General features: G+C 43.6%; 12 protein-coding genes. 7 read left to right on the forward strand and 5 right to left on the reverse strand.

Annotation, left to right across the window (positions count from 1 at the left end):
* Positions 1 to 36: 36 nt before the first annotated feature.
* On the reverse strand, positions 37 to 3,222 hold the full coding sequence (locus QR722_RS15910; protein WP_286283919.1) for a TonB-dependent receptor: 3,186 nt from the start codon (positions 3,220 to 3,222) through the stop codon (positions 37 to 39).
* A 409-nt stretch (positions 3,223 to 3,631) separates the two neighbouring features.
* Between QR722_RS15910 and udk the strand changes: the two genes are divergently transcribed.
* The 3 genes from udk (at position 3,632) to QR722_RS15925 (ending at position 6,490) form a co-directional block, all read left to right on the forward strand.
* Complete coding sequence (gene udk, locus QR722_RS15915) at positions 3,632 to 4,267, forward strand: uridine kinase (RefSeq protein WP_286283920.1); 636 nt, start codon at positions 3,632 to 3,634, stop codon at positions 4,265 to 4,267.
* 40 nt (positions 4,268 to 4,307) lie between these two features.
* The gene (locus QR722_RS15920) at positions 4,308 to 5,516 is read left to right on the forward strand and encodes a NupC/NupG family nucleoside CNT transporter (RefSeq protein ID WP_286283923.1); all 1,209 of its coding nucleotides are present in this window, start codon (positions 4,308 to 4,310) and stop codon (positions 5,514 to 5,516) included.
* Between the two features lie 134 nt (positions 5,517 to 5,650).
* Positions 5,651 to 6,490, forward strand: coding sequence for a 2OG-Fe(II) oxygenase family protein (locus tag QR722_RS15925; RefSeq protein ID WP_286283925.1), 840 nt, complete (start codon positions 5,651 to 5,653; stop codon positions 6,488 to 6,490).
* Between the two features lie 65 nt (positions 6,491 to 6,555).
* Here QR722_RS15925 and QR722_RS15930 read toward each other — a convergent pair whose 3' ends face one another.
* From QR722_RS15930 to QR722_RS15940, 3 genes are all read right to left on the reverse strand, one after another.
* On the reverse strand, positions 6,556 to 7,515 hold the full coding sequence (locus QR722_RS15930; RefSeq protein WP_286283926.1) for a M28 family peptidase: 960 nt from the start codon (positions 7,513 to 7,515) through the stop codon (positions 6,556 to 6,558).
* Positions 7,499 to 8,668 carry a tetratricopeptide repeat protein gene (locus QR722_RS15935; protein ID WP_286283927.1) on the reverse strand — a complete coding sequence of 390 codons (1,170 nt, stop codon included), beginning with the start codon at positions 8,666 to 8,668 and terminating at the stop codon, positions 7,499 to 7,501. The genes QR722_RS15930 and QR722_RS15935 overlap by 17 nt, the downstream gene beginning before the upstream one ends.
* A gap of 330 nt (positions 8,669 to 8,998) precedes the next feature.
* On the reverse strand, positions 8,999 to 10,018 hold the full coding sequence (locus QR722_RS15940; protein ID WP_286283928.1) for a LysR family transcriptional regulator: 1,020 nt from the start codon (positions 10,016 to 10,018) through the stop codon (positions 8,999 to 9,001).
* 131 nt (positions 10,019 to 10,149) lie between these two features.
* Between QR722_RS15940 and QR722_RS15945 the strand changes: the two genes are divergently transcribed.
* The 4 genes from QR722_RS15945 to QR722_RS15960 all read left to right on the forward strand — a co-directional run bounded on the left by QR722_RS15945 (position 10,150) and on the right by QR722_RS15960 (position 17,364).
* Complete coding sequence (locus QR722_RS15945; RefSeq protein WP_286283929.1) at positions 10,150 to 11,430, forward strand: efflux RND transporter periplasmic adaptor subunit; 1,281 nt, start codon at positions 10,150 to 10,152, stop codon at positions 11,428 to 11,430.
* A gap of 1 nt (position 11,431) precedes the next feature.
* Positions 11,432 to 14,617, forward strand: coding sequence for an efflux RND transporter permease subunit (locus QR722_RS15950; protein WP_286283930.1), 3,186 nt, complete (start codon positions 11,432 to 11,434; stop codon positions 14,615 to 14,617).
* Positions 14,607 to 16,094 carry an efflux transporter outer membrane subunit gene (locus QR722_RS15955; RefSeq protein ID WP_286283932.1) on the forward strand — a complete coding sequence of 496 codons (1,488 nt, stop codon included), beginning with the start codon at positions 14,607 to 14,609 and terminating at the stop codon, positions 16,092 to 16,094. Before QR722_RS15950 ends, QR722_RS15955 begins: the two co-directional genes overlap by 11 nt.
* Before the next feature lie 292 nt (positions 16,095 to 16,386).
* On the forward strand, positions 16,387 to 17,364 hold the full coding sequence (locus QR722_RS15960) for a YeiH family protein (RefSeq protein ID WP_286283934.1): 978 nt from the start codon (positions 16,387 to 16,389) through the stop codon (positions 17,362 to 17,364).
* Here QR722_RS15960 and QR722_RS15965 read toward each other — a convergent pair.
* A complete protein-coding gene (locus QR722_RS15965) occupies positions 17,318 to 18,163 on the reverse strand; it encodes a substrate-binding periplasmic protein (protein ID WP_286283935.1) in 846 nt (281 codons plus the stop codon). The genes QR722_RS15960 and QR722_RS15965 overlap by 47 nt on opposite strands.
* Between the last annotated feature and the right edge of the window lie 51 nt (positions 18,164 to 18,214).

An 18,214-nucleotide genomic window follows, 5' to 3' on the forward strand; every position in this document is an offset into this window, starting at 1 on the left:
GGTCACTAGGACCGGCTTTGTCATTCTAATCAAACATTAGAAGTTATATTTAACACCTAAACGTACTTCCCAAAGTGAACCTGTAGCAAATGCAGATTCATTGGCAACATTAGGGTTAACGTCTGAGTAGGTATAAGTACCGTCATCGTTCAGTTCAGCTTCAACAACAGATGCTGTGTTGAAAGGACCGCGACGTTGGATTCCCCAATCACTGTTTAACATATTCCCTAGGTTCTTGATAACTAGGAATGCGTTAGCATTGTGACCGTCGAAGAAACCAGGAAGGTCCTGATCGATTCTGAAATCGACACGTGTCGCCCAGCTAGATGTAGCTGAGTTTCTTGGTACGATTTGTCCTCGGTAACCTTCTAAACCAGCACTTGCTATAAAGGCATCAAAATCTTGCTGAACAGCAGCAGATTCAAAAGTCACTTTAGAGCCGTACTCATCCATAGTTGGTACATATAACAATGAACGGTAATCCGCTAAGTCAGTACCAGCTTGGAAATTATCAAAGGAGTAAGAGAAGTTACGACCTGCTTTACGGTTAGCAAACATTGAGAAACGTGTTTTATAGCCGTCAACAAACTCAGCTGAATAACGTAAGCTAAGTGTAAAGTTGTGCGGGATCTCGTAGTTTGAAGTACCAACACCAGGATCATTCTGATCAGATACAGCAATATTGGTGAAGTTAGAGTAAGCAACAGAACTTGTCATAGGGTTGTAATCCTCTGACTCGTTGTATGCATAACCAAACTGAACGTCTAGACCGAAATCATACTCTTTTTTCACAGCGAAAGAGATTGTAGTTGAACTACCATCTGCTTTTGCATTGGTAAGCATCAAGTCACTGTAACGAGAGTTACGAGTTACTTCATCAGCGCCCAAAGTGCGTTTTTCATAAATTGGACGACCATCGATAGTAACATCACCAGTTTGTTGAATACTCAAATCAACAATAGTTGCAGAGTCTTGTTTCTTGGCATGCAAGAAATCAACAGAGAAGATATATTCATCTTCAGTGCTATAAGTCACACCAGCGTTATATTTCCACTCTGAAGGCATTTCAAAGTTAGGATCTACGGCATTGGTAGAAGGCTCTGAACCAGCAGAAGGATTGTTTGCAGTCACCTGATCAACCATCGCTTGGATTGGATCATAGATTGCGTTGCCTGCACCAGACTTAACTGCATCTAGAATATTGATATCGCCACGATAGGTATCAATGTTGGTTACACCATCATTCGAGTAGCTGTTAGAAAGCCAAACGTTAGGGTTACCACCAGAGTACAGACCGAATCCACCGCGGAATTCTAAGTTATCCGCTGCAGACCAGTTGAAACCAAAGCGTGGTTGAAGCAAGTCTTTACCATCAAAGGTAGCTTGATTAGAGAAGCCGTAACGGTCTTCAAACAAAGCGTTGTATTTTGGCTTATCACTGCTAGTGATCCAGTCATAACGCAAACCATACATTAGTGTTAGGTCATCAATTACCCACTCATCTTGAACATATGCTGCATGAGTTGAATAAGAGAAAGTCGCTGCAGCATCTATAGGATTGTTGGTGCCAGCAGAGTTGTTATAGTAAACATCATCAGCAATACCGGCTTCGAAATCGTCTAAGCCTGAAGTACCTGAACTTGAGTTACGGTTTCTGTCGCCACCAAAACGGTATTCACCGATAGTGTGCTGCATAAACAAGTTATAGATATCTAGGTTTTCGTTTTCATAGCCACCGGTGATGGTGTGTTCGTCTAGGTAATAAGTACCAGCGATTTTAAGTGTAGTATTTTCCCAATCAAGATCATTTGATTGTCTAGAGTCATCCGGACCTAGGAAAATAGTACCGCCACCAGAAAGTGAGCTGATTTGTACTTCACCAAAGCCACTAGCGGCATCCGTAGATTCTTGAGTGTTGTCCAGTTTCGTGCGGCCAATACGAACTTCTGTTGAGAAGTTGTCTGTCCAATCTGAATAAACAGATGCAACGATTGAATCTAGTTGTGCACCTTTCTTATAGAAGTGATTAGAAAGGGTTAAATTGCTGCTTCTATCATCTGACTGGTCAATTAAGAAACCATCGTTGTAGTTATAAACTAAAGACGCACGATGATCTTCATTGATGTTCCAATCAAGTTTAATTAGTAGCTTTTCATCTTCTACTGGTGCAGAAGCTGGCATACCGCCTGCATCATAATTATACACGTCACGAGCGATTTGAATCGCACGATTGACTTCATCCATAGATACGGCACCACCAGTTACAGCGGCATAGTCAAAGATTTGTGCACCTTCAAGCTTCTCGTAAGAAACGAAACCAAACAAAGTATCTTCTAGTAATGGGAAGCCAACGTTAAAACCGTAACGCTTAACTGTGTAATCTCCACGATCAACAGTATCATCACCAATTTTGTCACCCGATAATGAATCGCTAGTATAATCGAAGAACACGCCACCGTGGATTTCGTTAGTACCAGATTTGGTTACTGCGTTTACGTTACAACCAGTAAAACCACCGTATTGGACGTCAAAAGGAGCAATTTCAACCGCTACTTGATCAATGGCATCAAAAGAGAATGGCATTCTAGTAGTTGGGTAACCGTTAGCGTTCAAACCAAAGCTGTCGTTCATGCGAACGCCATCAACCGTCAAACTACTGAAACGTGGGTGGCTACCGCCACAGATGATAGATTCATCACCATTGTCTTCAGAGATGCTGATTCTTGGGTCTAGACGAACGATATCTTTAATATCACGGTCTGCAGAAGGAAGGGTTTCAAGATCAGCAAGGCTGAAAGTTGTACCCGGACCAATTTGACCAAAATCGTAGCTACTTACTTGTGCCGCTGTTACTGCGATACGTTCAATATTTTGCTGAGAGTTAAGTGCAAGCTCAAAAGGTAGTGTTTCACCTAGGGTAAGGAAAACATTGTCTACTGTTGCATCTTCGAATTTATCAGAGTCAACTGTTACAGTGTATGGTCCACCAACTCGCAAACCTTTTGCACTAAACTGACCGGCTGCATTCACAACAACAGTTTTAACTGTACCAGATGGTACGTGTTTGATGGTTAATACGGTACCTACCGCAGCGTCCCCTGTAGGACCTGTGATTTTACCTGCGATACTAGATGAAGTCTCCTGAGCCATTGCCGCAGTAGACATGCCAACAGACATAGCAACTGCAATCGCAATACGATTCAGTTTGGTTTTTTTAAACATTGTGTGTTTCCTAAGTAGAGTGTGTTCGTTTCTGTCTAGCCAAAATCAGTAGCAGTCTTATAGCGCTGCTTCGTATTCTTGGATACCGATAACTGAAAACAGATTGTAGCAGCTCAATTATTACACTTTTATGACCACAGTGTCAGCAAGAATATTATTTCTTTCATTTAACACCCAGGTCACGCCGTTGTAACGTTTCATTTACTTTCTTGACCAGTTGGTCTTACATCTGTTGCTCAGCTTGCAGTAAAATCCTGACTAAACAGTCATATAGATACCTGACCAAGCAGTCAAGGTCAAATTTTATTCTTTTTTACAGCTATTTTAGTAATAAATTTGTGCTTTAAGACTGACTTTTTTGGTCATGACTGGTATCTTTCACCAAGTTTAATTTTGCTTCAGGGTCGAAATGTCTTCTCCATTAATAATTGCTATCGCAGGTGCTTCCGGCTCTGGTAAATCGCTATTCACTGAAAACTTGCTAAAAGAGTTCGCTCAAACGGGCCGCCCCGTGCAAATTTTGCGCGAAGACCATTACTATCGCGCTCAAGATCACCTCCCCATGCAGGAGCGTGAAAAAAACAACTACGACCATCCTAAAGCATTTGAGCATGAATTGTTGGTCGACCACCTCAAAGCCTTGAAAGCGGGAAAATCAATTGAGTATCCAACCTATTGCTATAAAACCCATACTCGATTGCAACAAAGAGAAATCTTACACTCTGCCCCTGTGATCATCGTTGAAGGTATAATGCTGCTGGCTAGCCCTGAGTTAGAGCCCCTTTATAATGTGAAGATCTTTGTTGATACACCTTTAGATATATGTCTGCTGCGTCGCATCATGCGGGATATAGCCGAACGGGGCAGAACATTAGAATCTGTAGCCCATCAATACGAAACCACTGTCAAACCTATGTATCACCAGTTTATCGCACCAAGCCGCTTTACCGCTGATGTTATTGTTACTCAAGGCGGGGAAAATTATATTGCCTTGGATGTTATCAAATCTCATATCCAACAAGCACTAGACAAAAATAATAATTAAATGACCCTTAAATAAAAAATAATAAGAAGAAGGAAATCACATGATAAGTGTTCTTGGCATAGTTGTTTTAATTGCCATCGCATTTGGGCTATCTGCCCATCGCAAATCAATTAATTGGCGAACCGTTGGTGGTGCATTTGGCATTCAAGCAACGATCGGGGCCTTTATTTTATACGTCCCCGCGGGCAAAGAAGCATTACTTTTCATGTCAAATGGTGTGACTGCCATTCTGGACTATGGTCAAGCGGGTGTGAATTTCCTGTTTGGTCCTCTTGGTGATAAATCCCTCGGCTTCATCTTCGCGTTTAACGTATTACCCGCGATTATTTTCTTCTCATCTTTAATTGCGGTGCTGTATCACATCGGTGTTATGAGTTGGGTTATTCGCCTCATCGGCGGTGCACTGCAACTTGCGTTAAAAACCAGCCGTCCCGAATCTATGTCAGCTGCGGCCAATATCTTCGTCGGCCAGACAGAAGCACCATTAGTAGTGAAACCCTTTATTCCACAAATGAGCCGCTCTGAATTATTTGCCATTATGGTGGGTGGACTTGCATCAGTGGCAGGCGCTGCCATGGTGGGATACGCCCAACTTGGGGTGGACATTAAATTTTTATTAGCAGCAAGTTTCATGGCTGCTCCAGGTGGGCTATTAATGGCCAAAATAATCATGCCTGAAACAGAGTCGGTTAAAAACGAACTGGAAGAACTAAAAGGCGATGATAACGACTATGCTAATATTTTTGATGCTGCCGCGACAGGAGCCGCATCAGGCATGAAATTGGCCGTAAATGTAGGTGCCATGTTATTAGCTTTTATTGCACTGATCGCCATTCTTAATGGGATCATTGGCGGCATAGGCGGTTTGTTTGGTCACGATGAGTTAAGCTTCCAATTGATCCTCGGTTACCTATTTCAACCATTAGCTTGGGTGTTAGGTGTGCCATGGGAAGAAGCCAATCTGGCTGGAAGTTTCATTGGTCAAAAAATGGTGGTAAACGAATTTGTTGCCTACCTTGATTTTGTGAAATATCAAGCCGATATGTCGATCAAATCCCAAGCAATAATCACCTTCGCATTATGTGGTTTTGCTAACTTCTCATCAATTGCCATTTTGATGGGTGGCATCGGAGCATTGGCTCCCACTAGACGGAAAGAAATTGCACAATTAGGCTTAAGAGCTGTTATTGCCGCAACCTTGTCTAATTTAATGAGTGCCGCTTTAGCCGGTTTGTTTATATCACTTTAAGTTAGTTAAGTATTGATACAGATCAGCGCAAGATTGCCTTTATACTGGCAATCTTTGGCTGACAATTAGAATAGTGAGCTTCGGTTTGAACAATTTGACTTCAGCCAAGCTAAAGCGTTATATGAGGAATTACAATGAAACTAGAAGCCGTTGATTATACTGCAGAAAATGCAGATAAACTGTTTGTAGAGTCTCTACATAAAACCGGATTCGGTGTATTGAAAAATCATCCGATTCAACAATCATCTGTGTTATCCATATACAATAATTGGCAGACTTTTTTTGATTCAGAAGATAAAGAACAGTACTTGTATGACAAAGAGACCCAAGATGGTTTCTTCCCTACACGTGTTTCTGAAACTGCTAAAGGCTTTAAGAAACGCGATATAAAAGAATATTTTCACTATTATCCTTGGGGAAAATGCCCGCCCCAATTAAAACAAGAGATTGCAGCTTATTATCAAGCAGCCACAGAGTTGGCGGCTGAATTATTAGATTGGGTCGAAAAACACTCTCCACCTGAAGTGGCTGCCCTGTACAGTCAACCCCTTTCGAAGATGATCACCGAAAGTCAACAAATCTTACTGCGCATATTACACTATCCTCCACTGACGGGTAGCGAAGAAGTCGATGCCATTCGCGCCGCTGCCCATGAAGATATAAACTTGATCACCATTTTACCCGCCGCCAACGAACCTGGCCTACAAGTTAAGGGCACGGGTGACGATTGGATAGATGTCCCTAGTGACTTCGGCAATTTGATTATCAATATTGGTGACATGCTGCAAGAAGCTTCTGGCGGCTACTTCCCTTCTACCACTCACAGAGTTGTTAATCCGGATGGCGCAGACATGTCTAAATCACGAATATCTTTACCACTTTTTTTGCATCCTCGCCCAGACGTGGTGCTGTCAGAAAGACATACCGCAGATAGCTACTTGAAAGAACGTTTACGAGAGTTAGGGGTTATCTAGCTTAATTAGTTGTCTGTTATATAAAACAGGTTTGGGGGATATCCACAAACCTGTTTACTCCCTCCTTATAAGTTATCCAATAACTCTAATACATGCAGACTGGTTTCAACCGCAGTGGTAAAAAATTTTGCATCAACTTTATCCACCGTATCATTACTAGAGTGGTAGTAAGGGTGATCCAGCACTCCGATAAATAGGTTGGCGATACCAAGTTTAGCAAAAGCGCCATGATCACTGGCTTTACGCCAATTAGTCCGTTTAAAGCCTGCACTATTTCGTCTTTGGTTGCGGTGTTCTGAAACTAAACATAGTCCCGCTGAGGATATAGCCTCTTGCACTAGCGGTGCCAACTGGGGATAAGAACGGGCGCCAGAAATATACAGACGGTTATCAGACTTATTCTGCGACAGCATGTCCAAATTCAAATTATATTTAATCTTAGATAGCGAAACTGGGGGCTTTTGTAGGAACCCTTTGGCGCCATATAAACCTTTCTCCTCGGCATCTGTGGCGAGGAATATAATGGAGTGTTTAGGCTGCTCAGACATTTTTTTATCCGCTAATGCCAACATGGCTGACACACCGGAGGCGTTGTCATCAGCGCCGTTATATATATCACGGCCTTTTTTACCCAAATGATCATAATGGGCTGTTACCACAATGTATTGATCGGGAAAAACCGCCCCTTTTACCCAGCCCGCAACATTTACACCGTCAAATTCGGTCCATCCATGTTTATAGGTAAAAGGTAATAAGTAGTCCAGTTCACTAATAACACCGGCCAAACCTGCATTCGCATAACGCTGTTGAATATACTCGCGAGCAAGCAATGCTCCTTTGGTTTGACTTTTCCTTCCCTGCATTTTGTCCGATGCAAGTGTTGAAAAGTCGCTCCATAGTTGCTCAGCGTTGACCCTTTGATTCAACTTGTATTGACTACAGATAGGATCAGCTTTGCTCACGTCAACATATAGGCAGAGAAAAGCCGCACAAAGATACGGAGTAAGGTTAAATGTTTTTATCATTGTGGCTACTGAGTAAATCGAGCTTTCCTTGATAGCGCATTTGATCTTGGTCATTTCTAGAGCGGTCACGGGCACGCTTAAAGTACATTTGACTACGATTTATATCGCCTAATTGGTAATAAGTCTTGGCCAATCCAAAATATATTTCATGTTTGCTTTTGTCCAACCTCAGCGCATCACGATAATGTTTCAGGGCTAGGTCAAGATTGCCATTGTCCAACTCCTGTTCCCCTAAAATATAATGGTAAAACGGATTGGCTCCACGCAAACGTTCCAATCTAGCATTGATGGCCTGAGCTTCTTGGGTTCGTCCGGTGTAATCGTATAAAAACGCCAAGTTTTCCCAAGCGGTTAAATTTCCCGGTTGCAGTTCAATAGCGTGATTGTATGAGTTTTGCGCGTCATCATAATACCCTGACAGACGGTATAAAATACCCAAGTTCACCCAAGTGGACTCGAATTTGGGTGCAATCTCTGCTGCGTGCTTAAAGTAAGCATAGGCTTTGGTGTGGTTACCTGAGAGTAATGCATCAGCCCCTTTGTTGTTGTAAAACATGGCGATAACCATCTCTTTACCAACAAATTGCTTAGGAAATTTCTTACGATTACTTTGCGGATCAAAATCGACTTCATAGCCATCGGCAAGCAAATGGATAATACCGTTTCGGTCTCGTGGGGATATCTGCAAATTAATGTGCCCATTAAGCAGACTGTAGCCCTCACGGCGTGTCCAGTATTCAGGGATCTGTATATCTTGGAAGCGCACACTAAAACCGGCTTCTTTAGCCAGAGCATAAGTCATAATGGACATCGATAAACAATTTGCAGCTCTATTTTTAAATGTCTGAGTTGCGGTGGTATTGGCACTGCCCATATACAAGAGATTAAATTCTGAGCGGTCAAAAATTTTACTTATCAGGGTTTCCATTCGGTCAACGGGATCTTGGATTTTACCGACACTATGTCGAACAAAGTCTATGGCTTCCTGATCCAGCCCGAAAATTTGCTGTTCAGTTTCGATATTGATCTCTTTGTATTGGGGGTATGCCTGATCATTAAGAAGTGAATCACTTTGTTGAGTTATTGGGTTCGAGGCGGTTTGACACCCTAACAAGGCGCTAAGTATGATGAAGAATAGTGGGATTGACTTCATAAACATCTCCTAATGCATACTATAAACATAGTAGCCTTAGGTTGATTTTTCCAGCCACTTCGCCCCCAAATCTAGTAGTTTCACCCCAAAAACCTCATATTTAAGCGAAATATCTAATTGGCTTTGAATCCGTTTGATCCCGTTTAGCTTTTACTCAACTTAGGTAATAGCAATTTGGCTAACCCATGTGTGGGTTGCCAGCAAGGTTTAGCAGATTGACTAGACTGCACTTCACCGAAACTCACAGGATTGCCAGTCAGAGGATGTCTGCTCTTGCAATTATAGCTAGTCACAAGTGACTCTGCTTATCAAAAATGTATGCCTAATGGTTCAAATTGCAGTGTTTAGCGTTATGGGTCTGACGTTGTCAATATGGCTATCTTGTTCGGCCGCCGAACAGATCTGCGGATTGCTTTTACACAGCTTCAGCATAGTCGCCTTGGTGTTATTTTTTGTATTACTAACAATTATTTGCTTTAAATGCTGACGCAGCCAAGCTAAACCCTCATCTCGGTCTTGGCGCTTGTGCCATATCATCGAAATTTGATTGGGTGGAATATCTATAGGTGGGCGGGTGGCCGCAATTTTCTCATCCAAGATGGCTTCATAAACTGCAGCTGTAGGCACCACACAAATCAAATTGCTATTTTGGACTAATTTGGCCACCGAAGAGAAGTGGTTCACCGTCAGTGCCACTCTGCGCGATAACCCATGTTGCATCAATACTTGATCTGTGACACCAGTGGTGTCACCAGACAATGAGACTAGCAGATGGTCGGCGTTGGCAAACTCATGCAAACCCAATTTTTGTTTAGCCAGAGGGTGACCCAAGCGCATTACACACAAAAAGCTAGGGGTGAATAGGAACTCTGAACGAAAGGTCGATGACGTCCCGCTAGCGTCACCAATCACTAAGTCAACTTCAGCATCATCCAACACCTTATCCGCATTCACAATAGTATATGGAATAGCATGAATATTAATATGCGGCGCTTCCTGTTCAATAATTTTCCGCAAATGCGCCCACGCGGTATCCGCTACAATATCGGCACTGGCAATGCGAAATGTGCGTCTGGCCGTGGCCGGGTCAAACACTTTTGGGTCCACGGCATCTGACAAGCTACTGAGTGGCAACTTAATTTTTTCCCACAAATTTTGCGCATAGATAGTGGGCTGAATGTTGCGTCCGTCTTTTACAAACACTTCATCTTTCCATGCCGTGCGCATCCGGCTAACAGAATTCGACACCGCAGGCTGTGTCATAGACAGCCTATCCGCTGCTCGGGTGATGGATTTTTCAGTCATGATGGCATCAAACACCATCAATAAATTCAGATCTTGCGGGCGCATAGGCTCTCCACGTGGAGGACTCCAATACATCACATAAATAAATGTATTCGATACAATTTAATAATTATTTTTATTTATTGTAGTCACGGATAATGCAATCCGTCAAATAGATTAGTTGAGGAGCTAAGAAGATGAAATCACTCACCACACATGTCAGTAGTAATAATATATTCGGTCTGGCCGCCGCTGCGGCTATGTTTGTGCTTAGCGCTTGTGCACCAGCCGAGCAAGCCAATACTCAATCCCAATTTTCAGCACCACAGGTCACAGTTGCTGAAGTATTAAGCCAGCGCTTAACCGAGACAGACGAATTTAGTGGCAGATTACAAGCTCCCCAAACCGTTCAGTTACGGCCTCGTGTATCTGGTTACATCGATTTTATTAATTTTGCTGAGGGCAGTATGGTCAAAGCTGGCCAGCCGCTATTTTTTATTGATAACGGCCCATATAAAGCGGAAGTGAAGCACTTAAAAGCCACTCTTGCCAGTGCTGAAAGCACCCTTAATCTGGCCCAAAAAGAGTATCAACGGGCGAAAAACCTGCTTAGTCAGAATGCCATTTCAATTGAGGTAGTTGAAAACAGATCAGCGACTGAGCAGCAAGCACAGGCCAATGTAGATTCAGCTAAGGCGCAGTTGGATATTGCCAAATTAAATCTGAGTTACACACGAGTAGAAGCTCCCATTTCCGGTCGTGTCTCTCATGCTATCGTCACCAAAGGCAACTATGTGAATGCTGGGCAAACCCTGCTAACTACCTTAGTGTCGACACAAGAAGTGTATGCCTATTTCGATGTGGATGAGCAAACGTATTTGAAATATCGGGCCCTGTCCAAAAGTGGCAGCCGCCCCGATGCTGCTGATTCACACAACCCTGTATATATGGCTCTGGCTTCAGGCGATGATTATGCCTATGAGGGTGAGATTGATTTTATTGATAACGCGGTTAATCCAGACACTGGCACCATTCGCGGTCGCGCTGTGTTCAATAACGCCGATGGAAGTTTGATCCCAGGATTATTTGCGCGGCTAAAACTATTTGCTAGCGAATCTTATCAAGGGATTTTGATTGATGATAAAGCGATTTCTACGGATTTGAGCAATAAATATGTACTAGTGATTGATCAACAGAACGTTGCTCAATACCGCAATGTAGTCCTAGGCGAAAAATTGAATGGCCTGAGGATCATCAAATCTGGTTTGCAAGCTGGTGAAAAAATTGTGGTGAAGGGGTTACAGCGGGTCCGTCCTGGTAGTCAGATATCACCAGAGACTGTCAGCATGGCACCCTCTGCGGTTCTTGAGCAATTAAACGCTCAACAGTTACGTGTAGACGAAGCTCGTACACCAAATAGCTTAGCTAAAACCAGCATTAGTTATCCCCCTACTACTGCCATTCCAGTTGGAAGGTAACATGAATTTTTCGCAATTTTTTATTCGTCGCCCTATTTTTGCAGGGGTGCTGTCGATTTTAATCTTTATCGCTGGTGCTCTAGCGGTATGGCAATTGCCCATAACTGAGTACCCAGAAGTGGTTCCCCCCACAGTAGTGGTCACCGCGAGTTATCCTGGAGCTAATCCTAAAGTCATAGCTGATACAGTTGCTGGTCCTTTGGAGCAAGAAATTCAGGGCACCGAAAACATGTTATATATGTCATCACAGGCTACCTCTGATGGACGTATGACCTTAACCATCACCTTTGCAATTGGCTCCGATGTGGATAAATCGCAAACGCTAGTGCAAAACCGAGTAAACCGTGCGCTACCTAGATTACCAGCGGTGGTGCAAAAACTTGGCGTAGTAACCCAAAAGTCATCTCCAGATTTGACTATGGTGGTACATTTAACCTCGCCTAACAATGATTACGATACCTTGTATCTGTCTAATTATGCACAGCTAAATGTGAAAGACCAACTCAATGCTATAGAGGGAGTGGGTGATGTACGGATCTTTGGTGCTGGCGAATACAGTATGCGTGTATGGTTAGACCCAGAAAAAGTAGCCGCGTTGAATTTGAGTACTTCTGACGTCGTCAATGCTATTCGCGAGCAAAATCAACAAGCGGCTGCAGGTAGTTTGGGAGCTCAACCCACAGGTGCGAGTGATTTTCAGTTCTTGATCAATGTCAAAGGGCGCTTAAACAGCGAAGAAGAGTTCAGAAATATCATTGTTAAAGTGGGCGATTCCGGCCAGGTTACTCGTTTAAATGACCTAGCTAAAGTTGAATTGGGCTCAAATTCATATGCGTTGCGCTCGCTACTAAACAACGAACAAGCAGTCGCTATGCCAATCTTTCAGGCTCCTGGTTCTAATGCAATTGATATTTCGGACAATGTGCGCCGTAAAATGGCCGAGCTTCAACAAACCTTCCCCCAAGGCGTAAGCTATGAAATTGCCTACGACCCTACAGTATTTGTGCGAGGCTCCATTGATGCGGTGATCACCACCCTACTCGAAGCCATCTTACTTGTGGTTATTGTGATCATACTATTTTTACAAACGTGGCGAGCGTCGATAATCCCTTTAGTGGCTGTCCCAGTCTCTCTAGTAGGGACATTTGCGGTGATGCATTTACTTGGCTTTTCGCTAAATGCCCTGTCTCTTTTCGGTCTAGTACTGGCGATTGGGATTGTAGTTGATGACGCAATTGTAGTGGTCGAAAATGTCGAACGAAATATAGAGCAGGGCCTCGCCCCTCTTGCTGCTACCCAAAAAGCAATGAAAGAGGTAACTGGCCCAATCATAGCCACAACCTTAGTCTTAGCTGCGGTTTTTATTCCCACTGCGTTTATGTCAGGCCTAACCGGACAGTTTTACAAGCAGTTTGCACTTACTATCACCATATCTACATTTATATCAGCATTCAACTCATTAACTCTTAGCCCTGCTTTGGCCGCAATACTGCTTAAAGACAAATCACAAGCGAAAGATTGGTTAACTCGTCTGATGGATAAACTCTTCGGTTATTGGCTGTTCAAGCCTTTCAATCGAGTCTTTGCTCGAGGCGAAAAAGTCTACAGTTTTACAGTCAAAAAAGTGGTACGTTCCAGTGCTATTATGATGGTACTTTATGTGGGTCTATTGGCTTTAACTTACGGTCAATTTGCCAGCACACCAACAGGCTATGTGCCCAGCCAAGACAAACAGTATTTAGTCTCTTTTGCACAGTTGCCTGATGCATCTTCATTAGATCGCACCGAAGAGGTCATTCGAGAGATGTCCCGAATTGCGCTGGAACATCCAGGTGTGGCATCTGCCGTGGCGTTTCCTGGATTGAACATCAATGGGTTTACTAACAGCCCATCCAGCGGCATCATTTTCGTGACGCTTGAAGATTTCGAGCAGCGTAATACTGACAACTTATCGGCAAATGCTATCGCCGCAGATTTAGGCCAGAAATTTTCAGTTATTCAAGATGCCTTCATTTCAATCTTTCCACCACCTCCAGTCCAGGGCTTGGGCACCATTGGTGGCTTCAAGTTGCAAATCCAAGACAAAGCTAACCTTGGTTATGAAGCCCTATATGAAGTTACCCAGCAAGTTACTCAAAAGGCATGGGCAACCCCAGAACTAGCGGGCGTATTTTCCAGCTACCAGGTGAATGTTCCTCAGTTAGATGTGCAAATTGACCGGGAAAAAGCCAAAATGCAAGGGGTTTCCATCAGCGAAATATTCCAAACCATGCAGGTTTATCTTGGCTCCTTGTATGTTAATGATTTCAATCAGTTTGGTCGGACATATCAGGTAAACGTGCAAGCTATAGATACCTTTCGGCAAGAGCCTGAACAAGTCACTCAATTAAAAGTGCGAAATGCCCAAGGAAAGATGATCCCATTAGGTTCCTTCGTCACCGTTGAATTTGTCGCCGGCCCCGATAGAGTGATGCATTACAATGGCTTTAAAACTGCAGAAATTAATGCTGCACCGGGGCAAGGTTACAGCACAGGTGAGGCACAAACAGCCATTGAGAAAATATTGGACGAAACCTTACCCATAGGCATGTCATACGAATGGACCGACTTAACCTATCAACAGATATTAGCCGGTGACACCGCCATGCTAGTTTTCCCACTAGTAGTGTTACTAGTGTTTTTAGTGCTGGCGGCGCAATACGAGAGTTTGAGTTTGCCAATAGCTATCATTCTGATTGTGCCAATGACACTGTTATCCGCGATGACAGGGGTGATTTTAGCCGGTGGTGACAACAATATTTTCACCCAAATTGGTCTCATAGTACTAGTCGGATTGGCTACCAAGAATGCCATATTGATCGTCGAATTTGCCAAAGAAAAAGAACACCAAGGGTTGAACCTAATGGACGCTTTGATGGAAGCAACCCGTATGCGTTTGCGGCCAATCCTGATGACCTCAATTGCCTTCATTATGGGTGTAGTCCCTATGGCGTTCTCAACCGGTGCAGGAGCAGAAATGCGTCAAGCGATGGGTATTACGGTCTTTTCCGGCATGATTGGGGTAACCCTATTTGGCTTAGTTTTAACCCCTGTATTTTATCACTTGGTTAGACGTCGTCACGCCAATAAATTGCCTTTGAAAGCGCCTAATCAATCAAGCAATGAGGGAAGCCATCATGGGGCATAAGTCGTTAAGAATATTGCCAGCCATCGCAAGTGCTCTTATTTTATCAGGTTGCGTGCAGGTAATTGATGCATATCAAGCGCCGTTGGAACTGCGAGTTAACCAAGTGCAAATCAAATCGGCGGCGGGCACCTCATTGAGCCAGCGAGATAACCATTGGTGGCAGCATTTTGACGACCAGGGATTAAACGCACTGATAGTTATTACCTTGCAAAACAATCCGTCGTTGGCTATCGCTCAAGCGAATATTGAGGCTGCTTATGCCATGTTTGCCGATGCGGACAATGACGACCTGCCTAAAGGCGAAATCGGTGCAACTTATACCGTCAGCGACCAAGTCGTAATTGGTGGCAGTCAAGCGCGGCTCAATTCTCGCAGTTATAGAGCAGGATCTGATTTACGCTGGAGCTTAGATTTGTTTAACAAGCTGGAGTTTGCCCGTCAGGTAGCTGAAGCCGATGTGCAAGTGCAAACCTATGCATGGCAGCAAGTACGAGTTAATTTAGCGGCCCAAGTCGCAACCTTATATGGCGAGTGGAACGGCCTACAAACACAGATTGAAGTGGCTAAACGCAATTTAGGCAGTCTGGGGAAAACTCAACAAGTGATTGATGCGCGCCAGGATGCGGGGTTTGTATCCGAGCTAGATGGGCTGCGAATTGAGGCTCAGTTATTAGGAGTTAAAGCCAGGATCCCCGCTTTGACCGCCCAGTCAATTAGGATTGAAAATAGCATCAAAACCCTTGCGGGCTTGCCGCCTCAGGATGATAGCCTATCAATATTCCAACCTAGACAATTTTATAGCTCAGACATAACTCCCCTTGAGCACTTAGTGTTGACCCGGCCAGTGGCAATCGGTGTCACCGCCAACTTGCTAAATCAACGTCCCGACGTACTGCTAGCTGAACGCCAACTAGCTGCTGCCAATGCACAATTAGGCTTTCAAACTGCGAGTTTATACCCTGATATTAGTGTGTCGGGTTTCGTTGGTTTTTTGTCCGGCGATTTAGCCTACTTGGGCAATCAAACTAAAGCATGGTCGATTGCTCCCAGTATTTCGTGGTCAGCCTTGGACTTCAGCTCTATGCTCGCGCAAGTGGACATCGCCGATGCGCAATTAACCAGCGCCAAGCACCAGTTCCATAAGGTGGTACTTGATGCCTTAAACGAAGCGCAAACAGCTTTGTCCGTATACACTCAAAGCCAGCTAAGACTCAATTTACTTCGTCAGCAAGTTGTTGCCAGTGAAGGGGCACAGCACATCGCTCAACTGCAGTATGATGCTGGTACTATTGACCTTTTAGTTTTGCTTGATGCCGAACGAATCGTGCTGCAAGCAAAAGATAATCTAGCCCAAACCCAAGCGCAGGTGTTCGCTCAAATTGTTGAAATATATCGCGCATTTGGAGGCGGATTAATTGCTCAAAGTATACCGCCAGACGAGTTTGAACAGTCGAATGCAGAGATCAGCAAACTATAATGTGACCTTTTGGGTACTAACCGCATATTTGCTTTTGCTCCTTAACTTTTGCATTTGCCTGTTGGTACCCAATTCATTGTTAGCTATTTCACCATCACATAGATAAAGCATCACATTAAAATCAGCGCGCTAACTACTTCATCTCCGGTTTACCTAGGCTTTTGCATACAGAGGAACCCTGCTTAGCTTAGCTCCTCACTTTTACTTCGTATTTCACTAGACGCAGAGTAAACAGATACTTATGCTGTGCCAGTACCCCCTGACAATCGATAGCTTAATGGCACTCATCTAAATGAATTATATCACCCCAAAATTACCCGGCATTATTGTCGTAACAATTGTCGGCATGGCAGCATTGTTTCTCAGCCAGCACTATGCTGCTCCAGCCATGCTGTTTTCATTGTTGTTGGGTATTGCTTTGTCATTCCTTTATGAGGAGACTAAATGCCAAGCGGGTATAGAGTTTACCGCCAGTCATGTGCTGCGTTTCGGCATTGCGCTACTTGGATTGCGCATTGCATTAGGTGATTTGATTGCCCTTGGATGGAAAACCGCTTTGCTGCTTATTGTTGCAATAGCCAGTACCATTGTGGTCGGAATCTTGTTGGCTAAAGTATTTGGTCTAAGCAAACGCTTTGGCGTATTGACCGGTGGCGCCGTGGGGATTTGTGGTGCATCAGCCGCCATGGCAATTTCAGCGGTGCTACCAAATGATAAGCATAAAGACAGAGACACTTTATTAACTATCATTGGAGTAACATCTTTATCAACTCTAGCGATGATAATTTACCCTATAATTGCCGGTCTACTTAATTTAGATGAGACTAGCACGAGTATCTTTTTAGGCGGCACTATCCATGATGTCGCGCAGGTGGTGGGGGCGGGCTATTCAGTATCTGAGCATACTGGTAATCTCGCCACCTTAACTAAATTAGTACGGGTAGCTTTGTTGATGCCTGTAGTGCTATGTCTTTTACTAGTTATGCGCTTAAATTTTAAAAACGCAACTGACTCTCCACCATCATTCCCCTTATTCTTAATCGCTTTCGTCGTGCTGATGTGTTGCAACAGCTTTTTCGATTTGCCCCAACTGGTGACCCAGACAGCCAACGATGTATCGCGCTTCGCTTTAGTAATTTCTATTGCGGCCATAGGGATGAAGTCTAATCTCAAACAACTATTACTGGTTGGCGCTAAACCAATAATACTGCTGCTACTAGAAACTATTTGGTTAGCTGGGTTAATTCTGCTTTGTCTTCCATTTCTGTAAAATTTAGGCATGCATTGCGCTTGGCCAAGTTAATTTTTTTAGCATGCCTTTGCATTGACTGTTCTAATTCGCCAGATCTAATGAATTTAACTAAATGTTGATTGATTAATACCTGTATGTCCGTCAACTCTGGTCGCAAAATAAAGTTCAAGTTAACACTGCTGATAGGTTCAACGGATTGATAAAAGGTAGTTTTACAAAATTGGGCCTCATTGAATATAGCCAGCGCGTTGTATTCGTTCATAATGGCTAGGTCGCAACGGTTTTTTACCAGCATGTTGACCATAGTGCTTTGGCTACTTGAATCCGCCCGCATCAATTTTCGTTGTGCAAAATAAGGTTGCAGAATCGGATAAAAATATGAACGCCTAGTGCAGATTGTTAAACGAGGTGCTGTGTCTAGGCTGAATGCTTCCGGTAAAGGTTTAAGCCCATACAAATAACTTTGATGTTTTAATAATGGAGCACTGTAGATCAATTTCTCTGGAGTCACCAACCATGCAGTGCTTGATAACATGATATCCGCTTTACCCTCGTGTAAAAATTTTTCACTTCGGGCGCGACTCGAATCAAGATAAACCACTTCAAGCTGCAAACTTCGTTCTAGCGCAGCAAAGAAATCCACTACCACACCTTGGTACTCATTGGTTTGAGAGTTCAAATACGAATACGGAGGCGCGCCTGGTGCATTGAGCACAAAAGTCACCCGCGCAGGTTGGGCAACCTGAGCAACGCAGGACAAACTCAACATCCATAAAGTCATTTTAAACCAGGTCAAAAAGATTTTGTATCCAATCATAATCCACCTAAAATGCTAGCAACTTTGCTTTGCCGTGACAGGGTTCATCGG

This window comes from Aliiglaciecola sp. LCG003 (assembly GCF_030316135.1).
GTDB lineage: Bacteria > Pseudomonadota > Gammaproteobacteria > Enterobacterales > Alteromonadaceae > Aliiglaciecola.